The organism is Cereibacter sphaeroides 2.4.1, from assembly GCF_000012905.2.
Taxonomy (GTDB): Bacteria; Pseudomonadota; Alphaproteobacteria; order Rhodobacterales; family Rhodobacteraceae; genus Cereibacter_A; species Cereibacter_A sphaeroides.
Genome location: NC_007493.2, coordinates 1,363,405 through 1,379,113 on the forward strand (window position 1 = coordinate 1,363,405; position 15,709 = coordinate 1,379,113).

The 15,709-nt window shown below is 71.4% G+C and carries 16 protein-coding genes; 14 read left to right on the forward strand and 2 right to left on the reverse strand.

What is annotated here, in order from left to right:
* Positions 1 to 41: 41 nt before the first annotated feature.
* From fabZ to RSP_RS06665, 8 genes are all read left to right on the forward strand, one after another.
* Positions 42 to 509: a 3-hydroxyacyl-ACP dehydratase FabZ gene (fabZ, locus tag RSP_RS06630; protein WP_002719864.1), complete on the forward strand. Its 468-nt coding sequence runs from the start codon at positions 42 to 44 to the stop codon at positions 507 to 509.
* A gap of 3 nt (positions 510 to 512) precedes the next feature.
* Complete coding sequence (gene lpxA / locus RSP_RS06635; protein ID WP_002719865.1) at positions 513 to 1,295, forward strand: acyl-ACP--UDP-N-acetylglucosamine O-acyltransferase; 783 nt, start codon at positions 513 to 515, stop codon at positions 1,293 to 1,295.
* Positions 1,292 to 2,113: an LpxI family protein gene (locus RSP_RS06640; protein ID WP_011337681.1), complete on the forward strand. Its 822-nt coding sequence runs from the start codon at positions 1,292 to 1,294 to the stop codon at positions 2,111 to 2,113. Before lpxA ends, RSP_RS06640 begins: the two co-directional genes overlap by 4 nt.
* Positions 2,110 to 3,249, forward strand: a complete 1,140-nt coding sequence (gene lpxB / locus RSP_RS06645; protein WP_011337682.1) for a lipid-A-disaccharide synthase — start codon at positions 2,110 to 2,112, stop codon at positions 3,247 to 3,249. Before RSP_RS06640 ends, lpxB begins: the two co-directional genes overlap by 4 nt.
* Positions 3,250 to 3,372: 123 nt before the next feature.
* Positions 3,373 to 5,196, forward strand: coding sequence for an ABC-F family ATP-binding cassette domain-containing protein (locus RSP_RS06650; RefSeq protein WP_011337683.1), 1,824 nt, complete (start codon positions 3,373 to 3,375; stop codon positions 5,194 to 5,196).
* A 212-nt stretch (positions 5,197 to 5,408) separates the two neighbouring features.
* A complete protein-coding gene (locus RSP_RS06655; protein WP_011337684.1) occupies positions 5,409 to 6,011 on the forward strand; it encodes an outer membrane protein in 603 nt (200 codons plus the stop codon).
* A gap of 233 nt (positions 6,012 to 6,244) precedes the next feature.
* Positions 6,245 to 6,694, forward strand: coding sequence for an Lrp/AsnC family transcriptional regulator (locus RSP_RS06660; protein ID WP_011337685.1), 450 nt, complete (start codon positions 6,245 to 6,247; stop codon positions 6,692 to 6,694).
* Positions 6,695 to 7,067: 373 nt separating this feature from the next.
* Complete coding sequence (locus RSP_RS06665) at positions 7,068 to 7,676, forward strand: LysE family transporter (protein WP_011337686.1); 609 nt, start codon at positions 7,068 to 7,070, stop codon at positions 7,674 to 7,676.
* Here the strand turns inward: RSP_RS06665 and RSP_RS06670 are convergent.
* A complete protein-coding gene (locus tag RSP_RS06670; RefSeq protein ID WP_011337687.1) occupies positions 7,673 to 8,011 on the reverse strand; it encodes an MmcQ/YjbR family DNA-binding protein in 339 nt (112 codons plus the stop codon). The two genes, RSP_RS06665 and RSP_RS06670, sit on opposite strands and share 4 nt — an antisense overlap.
* A gap of 216 nt (positions 8,012 to 8,227) precedes the next feature.
* Here RSP_RS06670 and cysS point away from each other — a divergent pair, with 216 nt between their 5' ends.
* The 4 genes from cysS (at position 8,228) to RSP_RS06690 (ending at position 12,985) form a co-directional block, all read left to right on the forward strand.
* The gene (gene cysS, locus RSP_RS06675; protein WP_011337688.1) at positions 8,228 to 9,727 is read left to right on the forward strand and encodes a cysteine--tRNA ligase; all 1,500 of its coding nucleotides are present in this window, start codon (positions 8,228 to 8,230) and stop codon (positions 9,725 to 9,727) included.
* A gap of 125 nt (positions 9,728 to 9,852) precedes the next feature.
* The gene (gene cimA, locus RSP_RS06680; RefSeq protein WP_011337689.1) at positions 9,853 to 11,505 is read left to right on the forward strand and encodes a citramalate synthase; all 1,653 of its coding nucleotides are present in this window, start codon (positions 9,853 to 9,855) and stop codon (positions 11,503 to 11,505) included.
* Entirely contained in the window at positions 11,502 to 12,221 is a 720-nt protein-coding gene (locus tag RSP_RS06685) for a class I SAM-dependent methyltransferase (RefSeq protein ID WP_011337690.1), read from the forward strand. The genes cimA and RSP_RS06685 overlap by 4 nt, the downstream gene beginning before the upstream one ends.
* The gene (locus RSP_RS06690; protein ID WP_011337691.1) at positions 12,218 to 12,985 is read left to right on the forward strand and encodes a squalene/phytoene synthase family protein; all 768 of its coding nucleotides are present in this window, start codon (positions 12,218 to 12,220) and stop codon (positions 12,983 to 12,985) included. Before RSP_RS06685 ends, RSP_RS06690 begins: the two co-directional genes overlap by 4 nt.
* 3 nt (positions 12,986 to 12,988) lie before the next feature.
* Here the strand turns inward: RSP_RS06690 and RSP_RS06695 are convergent, their stop codons facing one another.
* Positions 12,989 to 14,209, reverse strand: a complete 1,221-nt coding sequence (locus RSP_RS06695; RefSeq protein WP_011337692.1) for an MFS transporter — start codon at positions 14,207 to 14,209, stop codon at positions 12,989 to 12,991.
* Between the two features lie 138 nt (positions 14,210 to 14,347).
* On the opposite strand from RSP_RS06695, the gene RSP_RS06700 reads away from it, so the two are divergent.
* Positions 14,348 to 14,977: a DNA-3-methyladenine glycosylase family protein gene (locus RSP_RS06700; protein WP_011337693.1), complete on the forward strand. Its 630-nt coding sequence runs from the start codon at positions 14,348 to 14,350 to the stop codon at positions 14,975 to 14,977.
* Positions 14,974 to 15,636 (forward strand): alpha/beta hydrolase, encoded by a 663-nt coding sequence (locus RSP_RS06705; protein ID WP_011337694.1) that lies wholly within the window; start codon positions 14,974 to 14,976, stop codon positions 15,634 to 15,636. The genes RSP_RS06700 and RSP_RS06705 overlap by 4 nt, the downstream gene beginning before the upstream one ends.
* Positions 15,637 to 15,709 lie beyond the last annotated feature (73 nt).

Below are 15,709 nucleotides of genomic sequence, written 5' to 3' on the forward strand. Positions count from 1 at the left end.
GCCCCCCGGGGCCGCTCCACCCTCTGCCAAGGACCCCTGCGATGACCGAAGCCGCAGAAGCGACGCTCTCCGCCGATATCCAGTTGATCCAGCGGATCATCCCGCACCGTTACCCGTTCCTGCTGGTGGACCGGGTGCGCGACATCGTCCCGAACAAGAGCGCCGTCGGCATCAAATGCGTCACGATGAACGAGCCGCAGTTCACGGGGCACTTCCCCGGCCTGCCGATCTTCCCGGGCGTGCAGATCATCGAGGCCATGGCGCAGACTTCGGCCGTGCTGGTCGGCGTCTCGATGGATCTCGCCGACAAGGGCGCCAAGGTCTATTTCATGGGCATCGACGGGGCCAAGTTCCGGCGCAAGGTCGTGCCGGGCGACGTGCTCGAGATGACCGTCACCGTGAAGCGCGGCGGCGGCAAGGTCTGGAAGTTCGAGGGCCGGGCCTCCGTCGACGGGGAACTGGCCGCCGAGGCGGAATTCTCCGCCATGCTCGATTTGCCGAAAGGATAAGGAATGGCAGAGATCCATCCCTCCGCCATCGTGGAGCCGGGCGCGGTCATCGGCGAGGGCTGCAGCATCGGCCCCTTCGCGGTGATCGGGCCCGAGGTGACGCTCGGCCCCGGCGTCGTGGTCAAGAGCCATGCCGTCGTGACCGGCTGGACCGAGATCGGCGCCGAGACGGTGATCTTCCCCTTCGCCGTCGTGGGCGAGGTGCCGCAGGACCTGAAATACCGGGGCGAGCGCACGCGTCTCTTCGTGGGCGCGCGCTGCCGCATCCGCGAGGGCGCGACGCTGAACCTCGGCACCGAGGGCGGCGGCGGGGTGACGCGGGTGGGGGATGACTGCTTGTTGATGACGGGCGCCCATGTGGGTCATGACGCGACACTCGGCAACCGGGTGATCCTCGCCAATCAGGCCGCCATCGCGGGCCATTGCTGGCTCGGCGACGATGTGATCGTGGGCGGGCTCTCAGGCGTGCACCAGTGGGTGCGCGTGGGCCGCGGCGCGATCATCGGCGCGGTCACGATGGTGACGAACGATGTGCTGCCGCACGGGCTCGTGCAGGCGCCGCGGGGGGAACTCGACGGGCTGAACCTCGTCGGGCTGAAGCGCCGCGGCGTAAGCCGGGCCGAGATCACGGCGCTCCGCGCGGCCTATCAGATGCTCGCGCAGGGCGAGGGCACCTTCCTCGACCGGGCCCGGCGTCTGGCCGACGAGACCGAAAGCTCCCATGTCCGCGAGATGACCGACTTCATCCTCGCCGCGACCGACCGCTCGTTCCTGACGCCGCAATGACCCGGGCCGCGACCGCGATCATCGCCGGGTCGGGCGCCCTGCCGCGCCATCTGGCCGAGGCATTGCGGAGCGCGGGCGAGGCCCCGCTGGTGGCCGCGCTCGAAGGATTTCCGCCCGAAGGGCTCGCGCCCGACATCACCTTCCGCGTCGAGCGGCTGGTGCCCTTCCTGCGCGCGCTCGAGGAAGCCCGCGTCGCGCGGCTGGTCTTTGCGGGCGCGGTCAGCCGGCCGCGGCTCGATCCCTCGCTCTTCGATCCGCTGACCGCGCAGATGGTGCCGCGGCTGATCGGCGCCATGCAGGCGGGCGACGATGCCACGCTCCGCGCCGTGATCGGCATCTTCGAGGAAGAGGGCTTCTCGGTGGCGGGCGTGGCCGAGATCGCGCCGGATCTCGTGCCGGACGCAGGCATCCTCTGGGGCGCGCCGAGCGAGGGCGACCGGCGCGATGCAGCCCGCGCGGCGGCCATCGTCGAGGCGGTGGGCCGGGTCGACGTTGGTCAGGGCGCGGTGGTGGCGCAGGGCCTCTGCCTCGCGGTAGAGGCGCTGCCCGGCACGGATGCGATGCTCGACTGGGTGGCCGCGACCGCGCGGCGGCCCGATCCTGCGGGCGCGCGGGGCGTGCTCTACAAGGCGCCGAAGCCGGGGCAGGATCGGCGCATCGACCTGCCGACGCTGGGGCCCGCCACCGTGGCGCGTGCGGCCGCGGCAGGCCTTGCGGGCCTTGTCTGGGAGGCGGGGGGCGTGATCCTCCTCGACCGGGCCGAGGCGGTGCGCGCGGCCGAGGAGGCGGGCCTCTTCCTCTGGGCGAGGGAGCCATGAAACTCTTCCTGATCGCGGGCGAGCCCTCCGGCGACCGCCTCGGCGGCGCGCTCATGGCGGGGCTCTCCGAGCTTGCGCCGGGGATGGAGTTCGCCGGCGTGGGCGGCCCCGCGATGCAGGCCCGGGGGCTTTCGAGCCTCTTTCCGATGGAGGAACTCTCCGTCATGGGGCTGGCCGAGATCCTGCCGAAATATCTCCACCTGCGCCGCCGGGTGCGCGAGGCGGCCGAAGCCTGCCTCGGTTCGGGCGCCGAGGCGCTGGTGACCATCGACAGCCCGGACTTCGGCCTGAGGGTCGCGGCGCTGGTGAAGCAGGCGAAGCCCTCCGTCCGCACCATCCACTATGTCGCCCCCTCGGTCTGGGCCTGGCGGCCGGGCCGGGCGGCGAAGATGGCGCGGCATGTCGATCACGTTCTGGCGCTGCTGCCCTTCGAGCCGCCCTACATGACGGCGGCGGGCATGAGCTGCGATTTCGTGGGCCATCCGGTCGTGGCCGAGCCGCGGGCGAGCGAGGCCGAGGTGCAGGCGCTGCGCGAGCGGCTGGGAACGGGCCCCGCGATCCTCGTGCTGCCGGGCTCGCGAAGGTCCGAGGTCACGCGGCTCGCCCCGGTCTTCGGCGAGGTGCTGGCCCGGCTGCGCCACCGCCATCCGGGGCTCACCGCCCTCGTGCCGACCGTGCCGCATGTGGCGGGCCTCGTGCGCGAGCTGGTGGCGGGGTGGCCCGTGCATCCTCTGGTGATCGAGGAGGCCGAGCGCAAGCGCGCGGCCTTCGCTGCCGCCGATGTGGCGCTGGCGGCCTCGGGCACCGTCTCGCTCGAGCTTGCAGCGAACGGCACGCCCATGGTGATCGCCTACGACATGAACCCGCTGTCGATGTGGCTCATCACGCGGATGGCGCGGATCGACACGGTGACGCTGGTCAATCTCGTCTCGGACAGCCGCGTGATCCCCGAATTCCTCGGGCCGCGCTGCAAGGCCGAGATGATTGCGCCTGCACTGCTGGGGCTCCTCGAGGACGCGGGCCAGCGCGCGGCGCAGGGGGCGGCCATGGAACTCACGATGGAGCGGCTGGGGCAGGGCGGCGAGCCGCCGGGCCTGCGCGCCGCGCGCTCGGTCCTGTCGGTGCTGCCCGGCTGAGGGCCGCGAGCGGCCGGCCGGAAGCGCGCCGTCCCTGCCGCGGGTCGCATCGGGCAGGGGGCATCTCGGCGGTCCGCCCGCGGACACGTTGACGCGGGGCGCGGCCCCCTGTAGCGGACGGGCATGGCACGCGCACCCCTTCTCCAGCTTTCCGGCATTTCCCTCACCTTCGGCGGCGAGCCGATCTTCGACGGGCTCGATCTCGTCGTCCAGCCGCAGGACCGGGTGGCCCTCGTCGGCCGCAACGGCTCGGGCAAGTCCACGCTTCTCAAGGTCATGGCGGGCCTCGTCGAGCCCGACCGGGGCGAGCGCGTGGTGCCGGCGGGCACCTCCGTGGGCTACATGGAGCAGGATCCCGACCTGTCGGCCTTCGCCACGCTCGGCGATTATGCCGCCTCGGGTCTCGCGCATGGCGAGGAATACCGGGTCGAGATGGCGGCGGAGGGGCTGAAGTTCCGGCCCGAGACCCCGGTCGCCACCGCCTCGGGCGGCGAACGGCGGCGGGCGGCGCTGGCCAAGCTCATGGCCGAGGCGCCGGAACTGATGCTGCTCGACGAGCCCACGAACCACCTCGACATTCAGGCGATCCAGTGGCTCGAGGCCCAGTTGGCCGAGACCCGCACGGCCTTCGTCCTCATCAGCCACGACCGCGCCTTCCTGCGCGCCCTCTCGCGCGCGACGCTCTGGATCGACCGCGGACAGGTGCGCCGCCGCGAGGCGGGGTTCGAGGGCTTCGAGGAATGGCGCGAGCAGATCTGGGCCGAGGAGGACGATCAGCGCCACAAGCTCGACCGCAAGATCAAGGCCGAGGCCCGCTGGGCGGTCGAAGGGATCTCGGCGCGTCGGAAGCGCAATCAGGGCAGGCTCCGGGCGCTGGCCGCGATGCGTGAGGAACGCCGGTCGCAGATTCGCCGGCAGGGCACGGCGGCGCTGGAATTCGAGGCGGGGACCACCTCGGGCAAGCGCGTGATCGAGGCGAAGGGGATCACGAAAGCTTTCGACGGGCAACCGATCGTGAAGGATTTCTCGCTCCGCGTGCTGCGCGGAGACCGCGTGGCCTTCGTCGGACCGAACGGGGTGGGCAAGACGACGCTCCTGAAACTCCTCACCGGCGAGATGGAGCCCGATGCGGGCAGCGTGACGCTCGGCACCAACCTGCAGGTGGCGGTGTTCGATCAGACCCGCGCCCAACTCGACCCCGAGGCCTCGCTCTGGGACAGCCTGACGACCGATCCCGCCATGCGCGTCTCGGGCCAGCAGGATCAGGTGCTGGTGCGCGGCCAGCCGCGGCATGTGGTGGGCTATCTCAAGGACTTCCTCTTCGACGAGCGGCAGGCCCGCGCGCCGGTGCGCTCGCTTTCGGGCGGCGAGAAGGCGCGGCTTCTGCTCGCGCGGATCATGGCGCGCGAGTCGAACCTCCTGATCCTCGACGAGCCGACCAACGATCTCGACGTCGAGACGCTCGATCTTTTGCAGGACATCCTCGGGGATTACGAGGGCACGGTGCTTCTCGTGAGCCACGACCGGGACTTCATCGACCGGGTGGCCACGACCACGGTCGCGCTGGAGGGGCAGGGCCGCGCCACCGTCTATGCGGGTGGCTGGACCGACCATCTGGCCCAGCGGGGCGATGCCGCGCCCGCGGCCCCGCCGCGGGCCGAGCCTTCGCGCGAGGCCCCGAAGGCCGCGCCGAAACCCGAGGCGCGCAAGCTCTCGGAAGGCCTCACCTTCACCGAGCGCAAGCGTCTCGACGCGCTTCCGGGCCTCATCGAGCGGCTCGAGGCCGAGATCGCGAAGCTCGGGGAGTTCCTCGCGGCCGACGACCTCTTCACCCGCGAGCCGGTCAAGTTCCAGAAGGCCAGCGAGGCGATGGCGGAGCGTCAGGCCCTTTTGTCGCAGGCCGAAGAGGAGTGGCTGACGCTCGAAGACAAGGCCAGCAAAGGTTAGCCGATGTCCTGTCCGCCTTGCGCTGGAATTGGCGCATGGCACTCTCCGCGTATCACCTCCTCGTGAGCAGATCTGGCGAACCCCCCTTCCGAGAAATAGGACATGTGCACGGAAGGCGTCGTCATCCCCGGCGACGCGAGACCGTCAACGAGAGATCCGGCATCCCCGCAAAAGCAGCAGTGCGGACGTCGGAAGCTTAATTGGAGACAGAGATGAAACGCATTGTAGCGCTCGCGCTCGGTGGCCTTCTTGCCGCTCCCGCCTTTGCCGGCGGTCCGGTGACCGTGGCCCCGGAACCGGTGGTTGAGCCGGTGCCCGCCCCCGTCGTGGTCGCGCCCGTTGCCGACTGGAGCGGATTCTACGTTGGTGGCCAACTGGGCTACGGCAAAGTCGACACGAACATCGACGACCTCGACGGCAACGGCGCCATCGGCGGTCTGCACGCCGGCTACCGCTACGACTTCGGCCGCGCCGTCGTCGGTGCCGAACTGGCCTATGACGTGACGAACATCGACCTCGACGGCATCCCCGACAGCGAGCTCGACAACGTCACCACGCTGAAGCTGATGGCGGGCGGCAAGATGGGCAAAGGCCTGCTCTACGCCACGGCCGGCGGCAGCTGGGCTGACGCCAGCATCGGCGGTGCGGACGTCTCGGACAACGGCTACGTCTACGGCATCGGCTACGACTACATGGTCAATGACCGTTGGTCGGTCGGCGCCGAACTCCTGCGCCACACCTGGGACGACTTCGACGACTCGGGCGTCGATGTGGACGCGACCACGCTGCAGGCGAAGGTCGGCTTCCGCTTCTGAGGCCGTCAGGCCTGACCACAGGAAAGGGCGCGGAGCGATCCGCGCCCTTTTTCCATGTCCGCAGGATCGGACGGCTCCTCGCGGTGTCCGGGTCGCGGCCCGGCGATGCGCCCTTGTGCCAGAGAGACAGCAGGCGTGCGCGATCTGCGACATTGTGCTCTTGTCCCCATCTTTGCGGACGTCGCCGTCTGAATCCGCTATATTGCCGGAAGAATCACGTTATTGGCGGCACTATGACGGTGTTGGACGATCTGGACGGGAAGATCATCGGCCTTCTGGCCGAGGATGCCAGGAAGCCGCTGACGGAGGTCGCGGGGCAGGTGGGGCTGTCGACCTCGGCCGTGAACGAGCGCGTCCGGCGGCTGGTCGCGCAGGGCGTCATCCGGCGCTTCACGCTCGATGCCTCGCCCGAGGCGCTGGGGCTGCCCGTGTTGGCGCTGGTCTGGGCCGCCGTGCCGCATGCGCGGGAGGCGGCCTTCCGCAGCTTCGCGGCCAGCCACCCGGGCATCGTCGAATGCCACCATGTCACCGGCGTCTGGTCCTATCTCCTCCACCTGCGCGTGGCCGATCTTGCGGGGGTCGAGACATTCCTGACCGAGCTCAAGTCCGAGGATCTGCTGGAGCGCTCCGAGACCATGCTGGCCCTCTCGACCGTGCGGTCCGCGCCCTGGGTGCCCCGATGAGCGCCGCCTGCGACGGAAGCCCGCGCGGCGCCTGCTCGTGGGGCGGTGACAGCGGGCGCGTTGGCCCTGCTTCGGCTGCTCCCCCTCGCCGTGCGAGTCGGCGTGCAGAACAGGCCCGGATGACGGCGGTCGAGGGGAGGCCGGGAGGGGCCGATGTGACCTGCCGCGCGGCGTGGAAAGGCGGCCGGCGGGGCAGGAGTGTCGGGGCGGAGACGGCCGGAGCAGGCGGGCGGGCTGGCCGGGCTCTCTCGTTCCGGCGCATCGGGCTCAAGGCAGGGCCGGCGCTGCGGTGCGCCTCGGCGGATGAGGGCAGGACGGGGAAGCGCAGGTCTCGCCACCCGCGCCCGACAGCCCGCAGCGGGGGGCGGCGCTGATGCTCTTTCTCAAGGCGCTTCTCATGGGGCTCGCCATCGCGGCGCCCCTCGGTCCGATCGGCGCGCTCTGCATCCAGAGGACGCTTGCGCATGGTTTCCGGGCGGGGATGGCCGGCGGCCTCGGCACGGCGCTGGCCGATGCCTGCTATGCCGCCGCGGCTGCCGCGGGTTTTGCGGCCTTCGCCGCGGCCCTCGACCGGATCCAGCTGCCGCTGGGCCTCGGCGGCGGGCTGTTCCTGATCTGGCTGGGCCTGAAGGGGCTGAGGCCCGAGCCGCCCGCGGCGGCGGCGGCGGCGGCTGCGCCCCGCGGGCTTTGGTCGACGCTGGCCGCCACCTTCCTGCTCACGCTCGCCAACCCCGCGACGATCCTCTCCTTCGCCGCAATCTTCGCGGGGCTGGGCCTTGCGCGCGAGGCGGATCTCGCCTCCGGGGCGACGGTGGTGGCGGGTGTCTTCGCGGGCTCGATGCTCTGGTGGATCCTGCTCGCCGGCGGCGTGGCCCTGGCGCAGCGCCATCTGCCGCGCGCCTTCGCGACCTGGGTCGCCCGCGCCTCGGGTGCGCTCATGCTGGCCTTCGGCCTCTGGGCGCTTGCGGCGGCCTTCGGCTAGAGCGTCTCGCGGATCCTGCGCGGCAAGGCCTCGCGGATCAGCCGGTAGGAGACGGTAATGCGGTGCTCCGCCTCGTCCTCGGCGAGGTCGGGCCCGAAGGGCAGGAGCACCCAGCTCCGGTGCATGTAGGGCGCGCGTTCGGCGCGCCCGGTCTCGATCAGCAGCGCCGCCGTCTCGACATCGGGGCATTTCACCGTGACCCCGTGCCCGGAGGCTCCGACGAGGGCAAAGATCTTGCCGCCGATCTTCCAGGCGTCGTGTCCCTCGTCCCAGGGATGGTCGAGGAGGGCGCCCGGCAGGGCGGCGCAGAGGCGGGAGACGGTGCTGCGATCCATGGGCCAACTCTGGGGCGGCGTGGCGCCCCTGTCCAGAGGCTCCGCGAATCCGTTGCCCGCGGCCGCCGGGGATGCTACCTCTTCGGACATGAAGAGCATCTGCACCATCATCGGCTGCATCATTACCTGCTGACCCACGTCGCGGGCTGCTCTTTTCCGTTCCCTCCAAGGTCGTGATGTGAGAAGCCCGCGGGCGAGCCGAGCCTGCGAGGACCCATGACCGAGATCCGCCTCACCAACACGAAGAGCCGCCGGAAAGAGGCGTTCGAGCCGATCGATCGCAAGAACGTCCGGCTCTATGTCTGCGGGCCCACGGTCTACGACCGGGCGCATCTGGGCAACGGCCGGCCGGTCGTGGTGTTCGACGTGCTCTTCCGGCTGCTGCGGCACGTCTACGGTGAAGGCCATGTGACCTATGTGCGCAACTTCACCGACGTGGACGACAAGATCAACGCGGCTGCGCTGGCGCGCAAGGACGCGGGCGATCCGCGCAGCCTCGAGGCGCTGATCCGTGAGCGCACCGACGAGACGATCCGCTGGTATCACGAGGACATGGATGCGCTCGGCGCGCTTCGGCCCACGCACGAGCCGCGGGCGACCGAATGGATCGGCGCCATGATCGCGATGATCGAGGATCTGATCGCGAAGGGCCACGCCTACGAACGCGAGGGGCATGTTCTCTTCCGCGTGCGCAGCTACCGCGACTATGGCGCGCTCTCGGGCCGCTCGGTCGATGACATGATCGCGGGTGCGAGGGTCGAAGTCGCGCCCTTCAAGGAAGACCCGATGGATTTCGTGCTCTGGAAGCCGTCGGACGACGAGCTTCCGGGCTGGGACAGCCCCTGGGGCCGCGGCCGCCCCGGCTGGCACATCGAATGTTCGGCCATGTCCTACGAGCTTCTGGGCGCGACCTTCGACATCCATGCGGGCGGGATCGACCTGCAGTTCCCCCACCACGAGAACGAGATCGCGCAGAGCTGCTGCGCCCACCCCGAGGGCGGCTTCGCCAGGGTCTGGATGCACAACGAGATGCTGCTGGTGGACGGCAGGAAGATGTCGAAATCGCTCGGCAACTTCTTCACCGTGCGGGATCTTCTCGATCAGGGCTGGCCGGGCGAGGTGATCCGGATGGTCTATCTCGGCACGCATTACGGCAGGCCGATGGACTGGACGGCCGAGAAGGCGGAACAGGCGAAGACGACGCTGCGGAACTGGGCGGAGATGGTCGAGGGAGCGGCGCCCGGCGAGGTTCGCGCCGAGGTGGTCGATCCATTGTCCGACGATCTCAACACGGCGGGCGCGCTTGCAGCCCTGAGCGATCTCTACAAGCGGAAGGATGCAGCCGGCCTCCTCGGGTCGGCGCATCTTCTGGGAGTCGATCTGCAGGCGATCCGGCACCAGCCCTGGGCGCGGCCCTACGCGTTCGAGGAGCTGGACGGGCGGTTCCTCCGGGAAGGCATCGATTACCAGCCGACCGTGGGCGTGATCGGTTGGGGCGAGATCACCGATCAGGCTCGCGAGACCTCGATCGGCCTCCTGCACCGCTGGCTGGCCCTCCGCCGCGCCGGGGACTTCGAGACGGCCGACCGTCTCAAGACCGACGCGATGCGCCTCGGGGTGGAGCTGCGGGCGCAGAAGTCGCCCAACGGCGTGACCGGCGGACTGGCGAAGCTCGCGGACCGGGTCGATGTCTCCGCTCTGGAGGGTCTGCTATGAGCGATGCGCCTCGGGCGGATTTGCAAGAAGGAGATCGGAAGGTGCCGGGCGCGCCGGAAGCCGGGGGGCTGTCTGCCCCCCGGACCCCCCGAGGATACTTGGACCAGACTGAAGGGCAGGAGCGCGTGACGGGGCAGGGGGCGGCGCCGGGGCCGGTGAAGGAGCGGCTCTGGATCTATGACACGACGCTGCGCGACGGGCAGCAGACGCAGGGCGTGCAGTTCTCGACGCCCGAGAAGCGGCAGATCGCCGAGGCGCTCGACCGGCTCGGGGTGGATTACATCGAGGGCGGCTGGCCGGGGGCCAACCCGACCGACTCGGAGTTCTTTGCGGCCTTGCCCCGCGTCCGGGCGCGGGTGACGGCCTTCGGCATGACCAAGCGCGCGGGCCGCTCGGCCGAGAATGACGATGTGCTGGCCGCGGTGCTCGATGCGGGCACGGACACGGTCTGCCTCGTCGGCAAGACGCACGAATTCCATGTGACGACGGCGCTCGGCGTGACGCTCGAGGAGAACCTCGAGGCGATCCGCGCCTCGGTCGCGCATGTCGTGGCGAAGGGGCGCGAGGCGATCCTCGATGCCGAGCATTTCTTCGACGGCTACCGCGCCAATCCCGCCTATGCGCTGGATTGCCTGCAGGCGGCGCTCGGGGCGGGGGCGCGCTGGGTGGTGCTCTGCGACACGAACGGCGGCACGCTGCCCGCCGAGGTGGGGCGCATCGTGGCCGAGGTCATCGCCGCGGGCGTGCCCGGCGACCGGCTGGGGATCCACACCCATGACGACACGGGCACCGCGGTGGCGGCCACGCTTGCGGCCGTCGATGCCGGGGCGCGGCAGGTGCAGGGCACGCTGAACGGCTTGGGCGAGCGCTGCGGCAACGCGAACCTCACCACGCTCATCCCCACCTTCCTGCTGAAGGAGCCCTATGCCAGCCGCTTCGAGACCGGGATCGACCGCGAGGCCCTGAGCGGCATGGTGCGGGTGAGCCGGATGCTCGACGACATCCTGAACCGGGTGCCGCGCCGGGCCTCGGCCTATGTCGGCGCCTCGGCCTTCGCGCACAAGGCGGGGCTCCATGCCTCGGCGATCCTGAAGGATCCCGCCACCTACGAACATGTCGATCCCGCGCTGGTGGGCAACGTGCGGGTGATCCCCATGTCGAACCAGGCCGGGCAGTCGAACCTGCGGGCGCGGCTGGCCGAGGCGGGGCTCGAGGTGCCTTCGGGCGATCCGCGGCTGGGCCGGATCCTCGAGACGGTCAAGGCGCGCGAGGATCAGGGCTATGCCTACGATTCCGCGCAGGCGAGCTTCGAGCTGGTGGCGCGGCGAGAGCTGGGCCTCCTGCCCAGCTTCTTCGAGGTGAAGCGCTACCGCGTGACCGTCGAGCGGCGGCGGGTGGGCGAGGGCACCATGACGCTCTCGGAAGCGGTGGTCGTGGTGCTGATCGACGGGCAGCGCGTGCTGTCGGTCTCGGAAAGCCTCGACGAGAACGGCACCGAGCGCGGCCCGGTGAACGCGCTGTCGAAGGCGCTGGCCAAGGATCTCGGCCGCTGGCAGTCGGTGATCGACGACATGCGGCTGGTGGATTTCAAGGTGCGGATCACGCAGGGCGGCACCGAGGCCGCGACCCGCGTCATCATCGACAGCGAGGACGGGCAGGGCCGGCGCTGGTCGACGGTGGGGGTCTCGCCCAACATCGTCGATGCCTCGTTCGAGGCGCTGCTCGACGCGATCAACTGGAAGCTCGTGCGCGATGCACGGCAGGAGGACAGCCGATGACGCCGGAAGAGGCCTTCTTCACCCTGCATTCGGGGCTCGAGCGCGAGGGCCCGGGCGATGCCGAAAGCCTCGCCTGGGCGCTCGAGGCCGCGCGCGTGCCGCGGGCGGGGCGGGTGCTCGACGCAGGATCGGGGCCGGGGGCGGATGTCGAGGCGCTGCTCGCCGCGGTGCCCGAGGGGCAGGTGGTGGCGATGGATCTGCACCGGCCCTACATCGACGAGCTCGCGGCGCGGCTCGGCGTCGATGCGCGGCTGCAGGCCGTGGCGGGCGACATGCGCGAGCCGGTGGGCATGTTCGACCTGATCTGGTGCGCGGGCGCCATCTCAGGCGTGGGGATCGCGGCGGCCCTCGCGGGCTGGCGGGCGCATCTGAAACCGGGCGGCCGGGTGGTCTTCTCGGAGCTGGGCTGGCGGATCGACAATCCGCCGCTCGAGGCGCGCGACTTCTGGGCCACCTATCCCGCGATGCGCGACCGCGCGGGGATCCGCACGCAGGTCGAGGAGGCGGGCTTCCGCATCCTCGCCGACCGCTGGCTGCCCGACGCGGCCTGGGAGGCCTATTACGGGCCGCTTGGCGCGCGGATCGCGCATCTGCGGGCGGAGGCCGAGCCGATCCTCTCCTACGCGCTCGATCAGGGCGCGGCCGAGATCGACCTCTGGCACCGGCACGGGTCGAGCTACGGCTATCTTCAGGTGATCGCGGAGCCTGCCGCATGAGCCTCGAGGCCTGCGCGGCGCTGGTCGAGCGGGGCGATCCGGACCGTCATGCGGCGGCGATGGCCGCGCCCCCTGCGGCGCGGGCGCGGCTCTGGCCGCTCTATGCCTTCAACCTCGAGGTGGCGCGCGCGCCCTGGGTCACGCGCGAGCCGATGATCGCCGAGATGCGCCTGCAGTTCTGGCGCGACGTGGTCGAGGAGGCGCCCGCGGGCAGGAGCCGGGCGCATGAGGTGGCGGGGCCTCTGGCCGGGCTGATCCGCGAGGCGGCGCTGCCGGTGCCGCTGCTCGAGGCGATGATCGAGGCGCGGCGGCACGACATCTGGGCCGAGCCTTTCGCGGATGAGGCGGCTTTCACGGCTCATCTGGAGGCCACGGCGGCCGGGCTCATGTGGGCCTCGGCGCTGGCACTGGGGGCGCCCGCGGCGGCCGAGACGGCGGTGCGGGCGGTGGGCTGGGCCGCGGGGCTCGCGGCCTGGCTTCAGGCAGTGCCCGAGCTCGAGGCGCGGGGCCGTCAGCCGCTGCCCGACGGGCGGCCGGAGGCGGTGGTGGCGCTTGCGCGCGCGGGTCTGTCCCGGCTGGAGAGCGGCCGCCGCGTGCGGCTGCCGCGGGACGCCCGGCCCGCGCTCCTGCCCGCCTGGCAGGCGGGCGCTCTGCTGCGGCTTGCCGTGGACGAGCCGGGGCGCGTGGCGGCGGGCCGCTTGCAGCTGTCGGAATTCGCGCGCCGCGGGCGGCTTCTCCGCGCGGCCTTCACCGGCCGGATCTGAGCCTCACGCCTCCTTTGGGCGCAGCGCGAGCCAGATCAGCGCGCCGCCGGCGGCCACGAGGAAGGGCAGCATGGCCAGGTTCACCGCCTGCCAGCCCGCCTCCACGCTGCCGCCCGAGCAGTTCATGAGCCCGCCCGAGGCCAGCGAGGCCATGGCCACGCCGCCGAACACGATCAGATCGTTCAGCCCCTGGATGCGGCCGCGTTCCTCCGGCGCATGGGCCGAGGCGAGAAGTGCTGTCGCGCCGATGAAGCCGAAGTTCCAGCCGACCCCGAGCAGCACCAGTGCGCCGAAGAAATGGCCGAGCTCGACGCCCGACAGGGCGACCGCGCCCGAGCCTGCGAGGATGGCGAGGCCCAGCGCCATCACCTTCTCCGCGCCGAACCGCGCGATCACATGGCCGGTGAAGAAGCTCGGCCCATACATGGCGAGCACATGGGCCGTGACCACGTTGGCCGCGTCCGAGGTGGCGAAGCCGCAGCCCACCACCGCCAGCGGCGAGGAGGTCATGACGAGGTTCATCAGCGCATAGGCCACGGTGGCGCAGATCACCGCCACCGCGATCCGCGGCTCGCGCAACAGCTCGAGCCGGCTGCGGCCGCGGGGGCTGCCGGCAGCGGGCGGGGTCGGGCGCGGAATGTCGAGAAAGGCGAAGAGGGCCACGCCGCAGAGATTGAGCAGGATCGCCGCGAGATAAGTGCCGAGGAAGGGCACCACCATGGCCTCGGCGGTCAGCTTGACCACCTGCGGGCCGATCACCGCCGAGAGCAGACCGCCCGCCATGACCCAGGAAATCGCCTTGGGGCGGAAGGTCTCGGAGGCGGTATCGGCGGCGGCGAAGCGGTAGAAGCCCTGCGCCGACATGTAGGTGCCGGTCAGGAGCGAGCCCGCGAGGAAGAGCGCGAACGAGCCCTGCATCAGCGCCACGGCACAGACGGCCGCGCCGAGAGCCCCCGCAAGCGCGCCCACCAGAAAGCCCACGCGGCGGCCGAACCGCTGCATGATGGCCGAGAGCGGCGTAGCCGACAGCATCGAGCCGGTGACGGCCATGGTGATCGGCAGCGTGGCCCAGCAGGGGTTCGAGGCGAGGGTCTGGCCCGACAGCCCGGCCACGATGAAGACCATCGAGAGCTGGGAGCCGAGGATAGCCTGCGCGGCCACCAGGACGATCACATTGCGGCGGGCGCGGGCATCGGAGGCGGGCAGGGCGGAAGCGTCGGTCATGCCCCTTCCCTAGAGTGCCGCGCCTTGCCGCGTCCAGCGAAATCAGGCGCGGGTGCGGCCCCGTCCGGCGCCCGTTCCCGCTCCGCGCTGACGGAGGGCAGGGCTGGACGGCGGGCCTGCGATGGGCGATGCAGGGCCATGACCGGCCGCATCCTCCTCACTCCGGACTGCATCGCCGAGGGCGTGGCCTGTCTCGCTGAGCGCGAGCCGCGCTTCGCCCGGGCCCATGCGCTGACCGGCGATCCGCCTCTCCGCCGGCGGCCCGAAGGTTTCGCCGAGCTTGCGGGGGCCATCCTCGGTCAGCAGGTTTCGACCTCCGCGGCCGCGGCCATGCGGATGCGCATGGAGGCGGCAGGACTGCTCGATCCCGAGGCGGCGCTTCTGGCCGGCGAGGAGGCGCTGCGGGCCTGCGGGCTCTCGGCCGCGAAGATCCGCTACATCCGCGCGCTGGCGGCTGCGACGGTGGATTACGCGGGCCTCGCCCGGCTGCCGGATGCCGAGGTGGTGGCGACCCTCACCGCCCTTCCCGGTATCGGCCGCTGGACGGCCGAGCTTTACGCCATGACCTCGCTCGGCCGGGCCGACGTGCTCTGCGCGGGCGATCTGGCGCTGCAGGAGGCGGCGCGGCTTCTCTTCGAGCTCGAGGTGCGTCCCTCCGAGCGCGCCCTGCGCGCGATGGCCGCCGACTGGAGCCCGTGGCGGGGCGTTGCGGCGCGGCTGCTCTGGGCCTATTACCGGCACGCCAAGGGACGGGAAGGAACCGCATGACACGCAAGCTGACGTTCGGCCGCCGAGGCGCGGCCCCGGGCGAGGCCACGAGCCTCGTCGTCTTCCTCCACGGCTACGGCGCGGACGGGGCGGATCTCTTGGGTCTGGCCGAGCCGCTTGCGCCGCACCTGCCCGGCACGGCCTTCGTGGCGCCCGACGCGCCCGAGCCCTGCCGCGCCAACGGCTTCGGCTTCCAGTGGTTTCCGATCCCCTGGCTCGACGGCTCCTCGGAGACCGCCGCCGCCGAAGGCATGGCCGCCGCCGCCCGGGATCTCGACGCCTTCCTCGACGAGCGGCTGGCCGAGGAGGGGCTGCCGCCCGAGGCGCTGGCGCTCGTGGGCTTCTCGCAGGGCACGATGATGGCGCTTCATGTGGCGCCGCGCCGGGCCGAGGAGATCGCGGGCATCGTGGGCTTCTCGGGCCGTCTGCTCGCGCCGGAGCGGCTGGCCGAAGAGGCGCGGTCGAAGCCGCCGGTGCTCCTCGTGCATGGCGACGCCGACCCGGTGGTGCCCTTCGCCGACATGAGCCTTGCGGGCGAGGCGCTGGCCGAGGCGGGCTTCACCACCTACGGCCATGTGATGAAGGGCACCGGCCACGGCATCGCGCCCGACGGTCTTTCGGTGGCGCTGGCCTTCCTGAAGGAGCGTCTGCCGGACTGACCCGCGGGCTTCGCCTGCGCTGTCCGAAGCACGGCCCGCGGCGCTGCTGCCGGAAGACCCGCAGCCGGCCGCA

Bases quoted from the DNA above. Each gene is read 5' to 3' on its own strand.
- RSP_RS06660 (WP_011337685.1), top strand. From the start codon at position 6,245: ATGACGGTGTTGGACGATCTGGACGGGAAGATCATCGGCCTTCTGGCC.
- RSP_RS06705 (WP_011337694.1), top strand. From the start codon at position 14,974: ATGACACGCAAGCTGACGTTCGGCCGCCGAGGCGCGGCCCCGGGCGAG.
- RSP_RS06650 (WP_011337683.1), top strand. From the start codon at position 3,373: ATGGCACGCGCACCCCTTCTCCAGCTTTCCGGCATTTCCCTCACCTTC.
- RSP_RS06665 (WP_011337686.1), top strand. From the start codon at position 7,068: ATGCTCTTTCTCAAGGCGCTTCTCATGGGGCTCGCCATCGCGGCGCCC.
- RSP_RS06700 (WP_011337693.1), top strand. From the start codon at position 14,348: ATGACCGGCCGCATCCTCCTCACTCCGGACTGCATCGCCGAGGGCGTG.
- RSP_RS06655 (WP_011337684.1), top strand. From the start codon at position 5,409: ATGAAACGCATTGTAGCGCTCGCGCTCGGTGGCCTTCTTGCCGCTCCC.
- RSP_RS06695 (WP_011337692.1), bottom strand. From the start codon at position 14,209: ATGACCGACGCTTCCGCCCTGCCCGCCTCCGATGCCCGCGCCCGCCGC.
- RSP_RS06640 (WP_011337681.1), top strand. From the start codon at position 1,292: ATGACCCGGGCCGCGACCGCGATCATCGCCGGGTCGGGCGCCCTGCCG.
- lpxB (WP_011337682.1), top strand. From the start codon at position 2,110: ATGAAACTCTTCCTGATCGCGGGCGAGCCCTCCGGCGACCGCCTCGGC.
- RSP_RS06670 (WP_011337687.1), bottom strand. From the start codon at position 8,011: ATGGATCGCAGCACCGTCTCCCGCCTCTGCGCCGCCCTGCCGGGCGCC.
- fabZ (WP_002719864.1), top strand. From the start codon at position 42: ATGACCGAAGCCGCAGAAGCGACGCTCTCCGCCGATATCCAGTTGATC.
- lpxA (WP_002719865.1), top strand. From the start codon at position 513: ATGGCAGAGATCCATCCCTCCGCCATCGTGGAGCCGGGCGCGGTCATC.
- cysS (WP_011337688.1), top strand. From the start codon at position 8,228: ATGACCGAGATCCGCCTCACCAACACGAAGAGCCGCCGGAAAGAGGCG.
- RSP_RS06690 (WP_011337691.1), top strand. From the start codon at position 12,218: ATGAGCCTCGAGGCCTGCGCGGCGCTGGTCGAGCGGGGCGATCCGGAC.
- RSP_RS06685 (WP_011337690.1), top strand. From the start codon at position 11,502: ATGACGCCGGAAGAGGCCTTCTTCACCCTGCATTCGGGGCTCGAGCGC.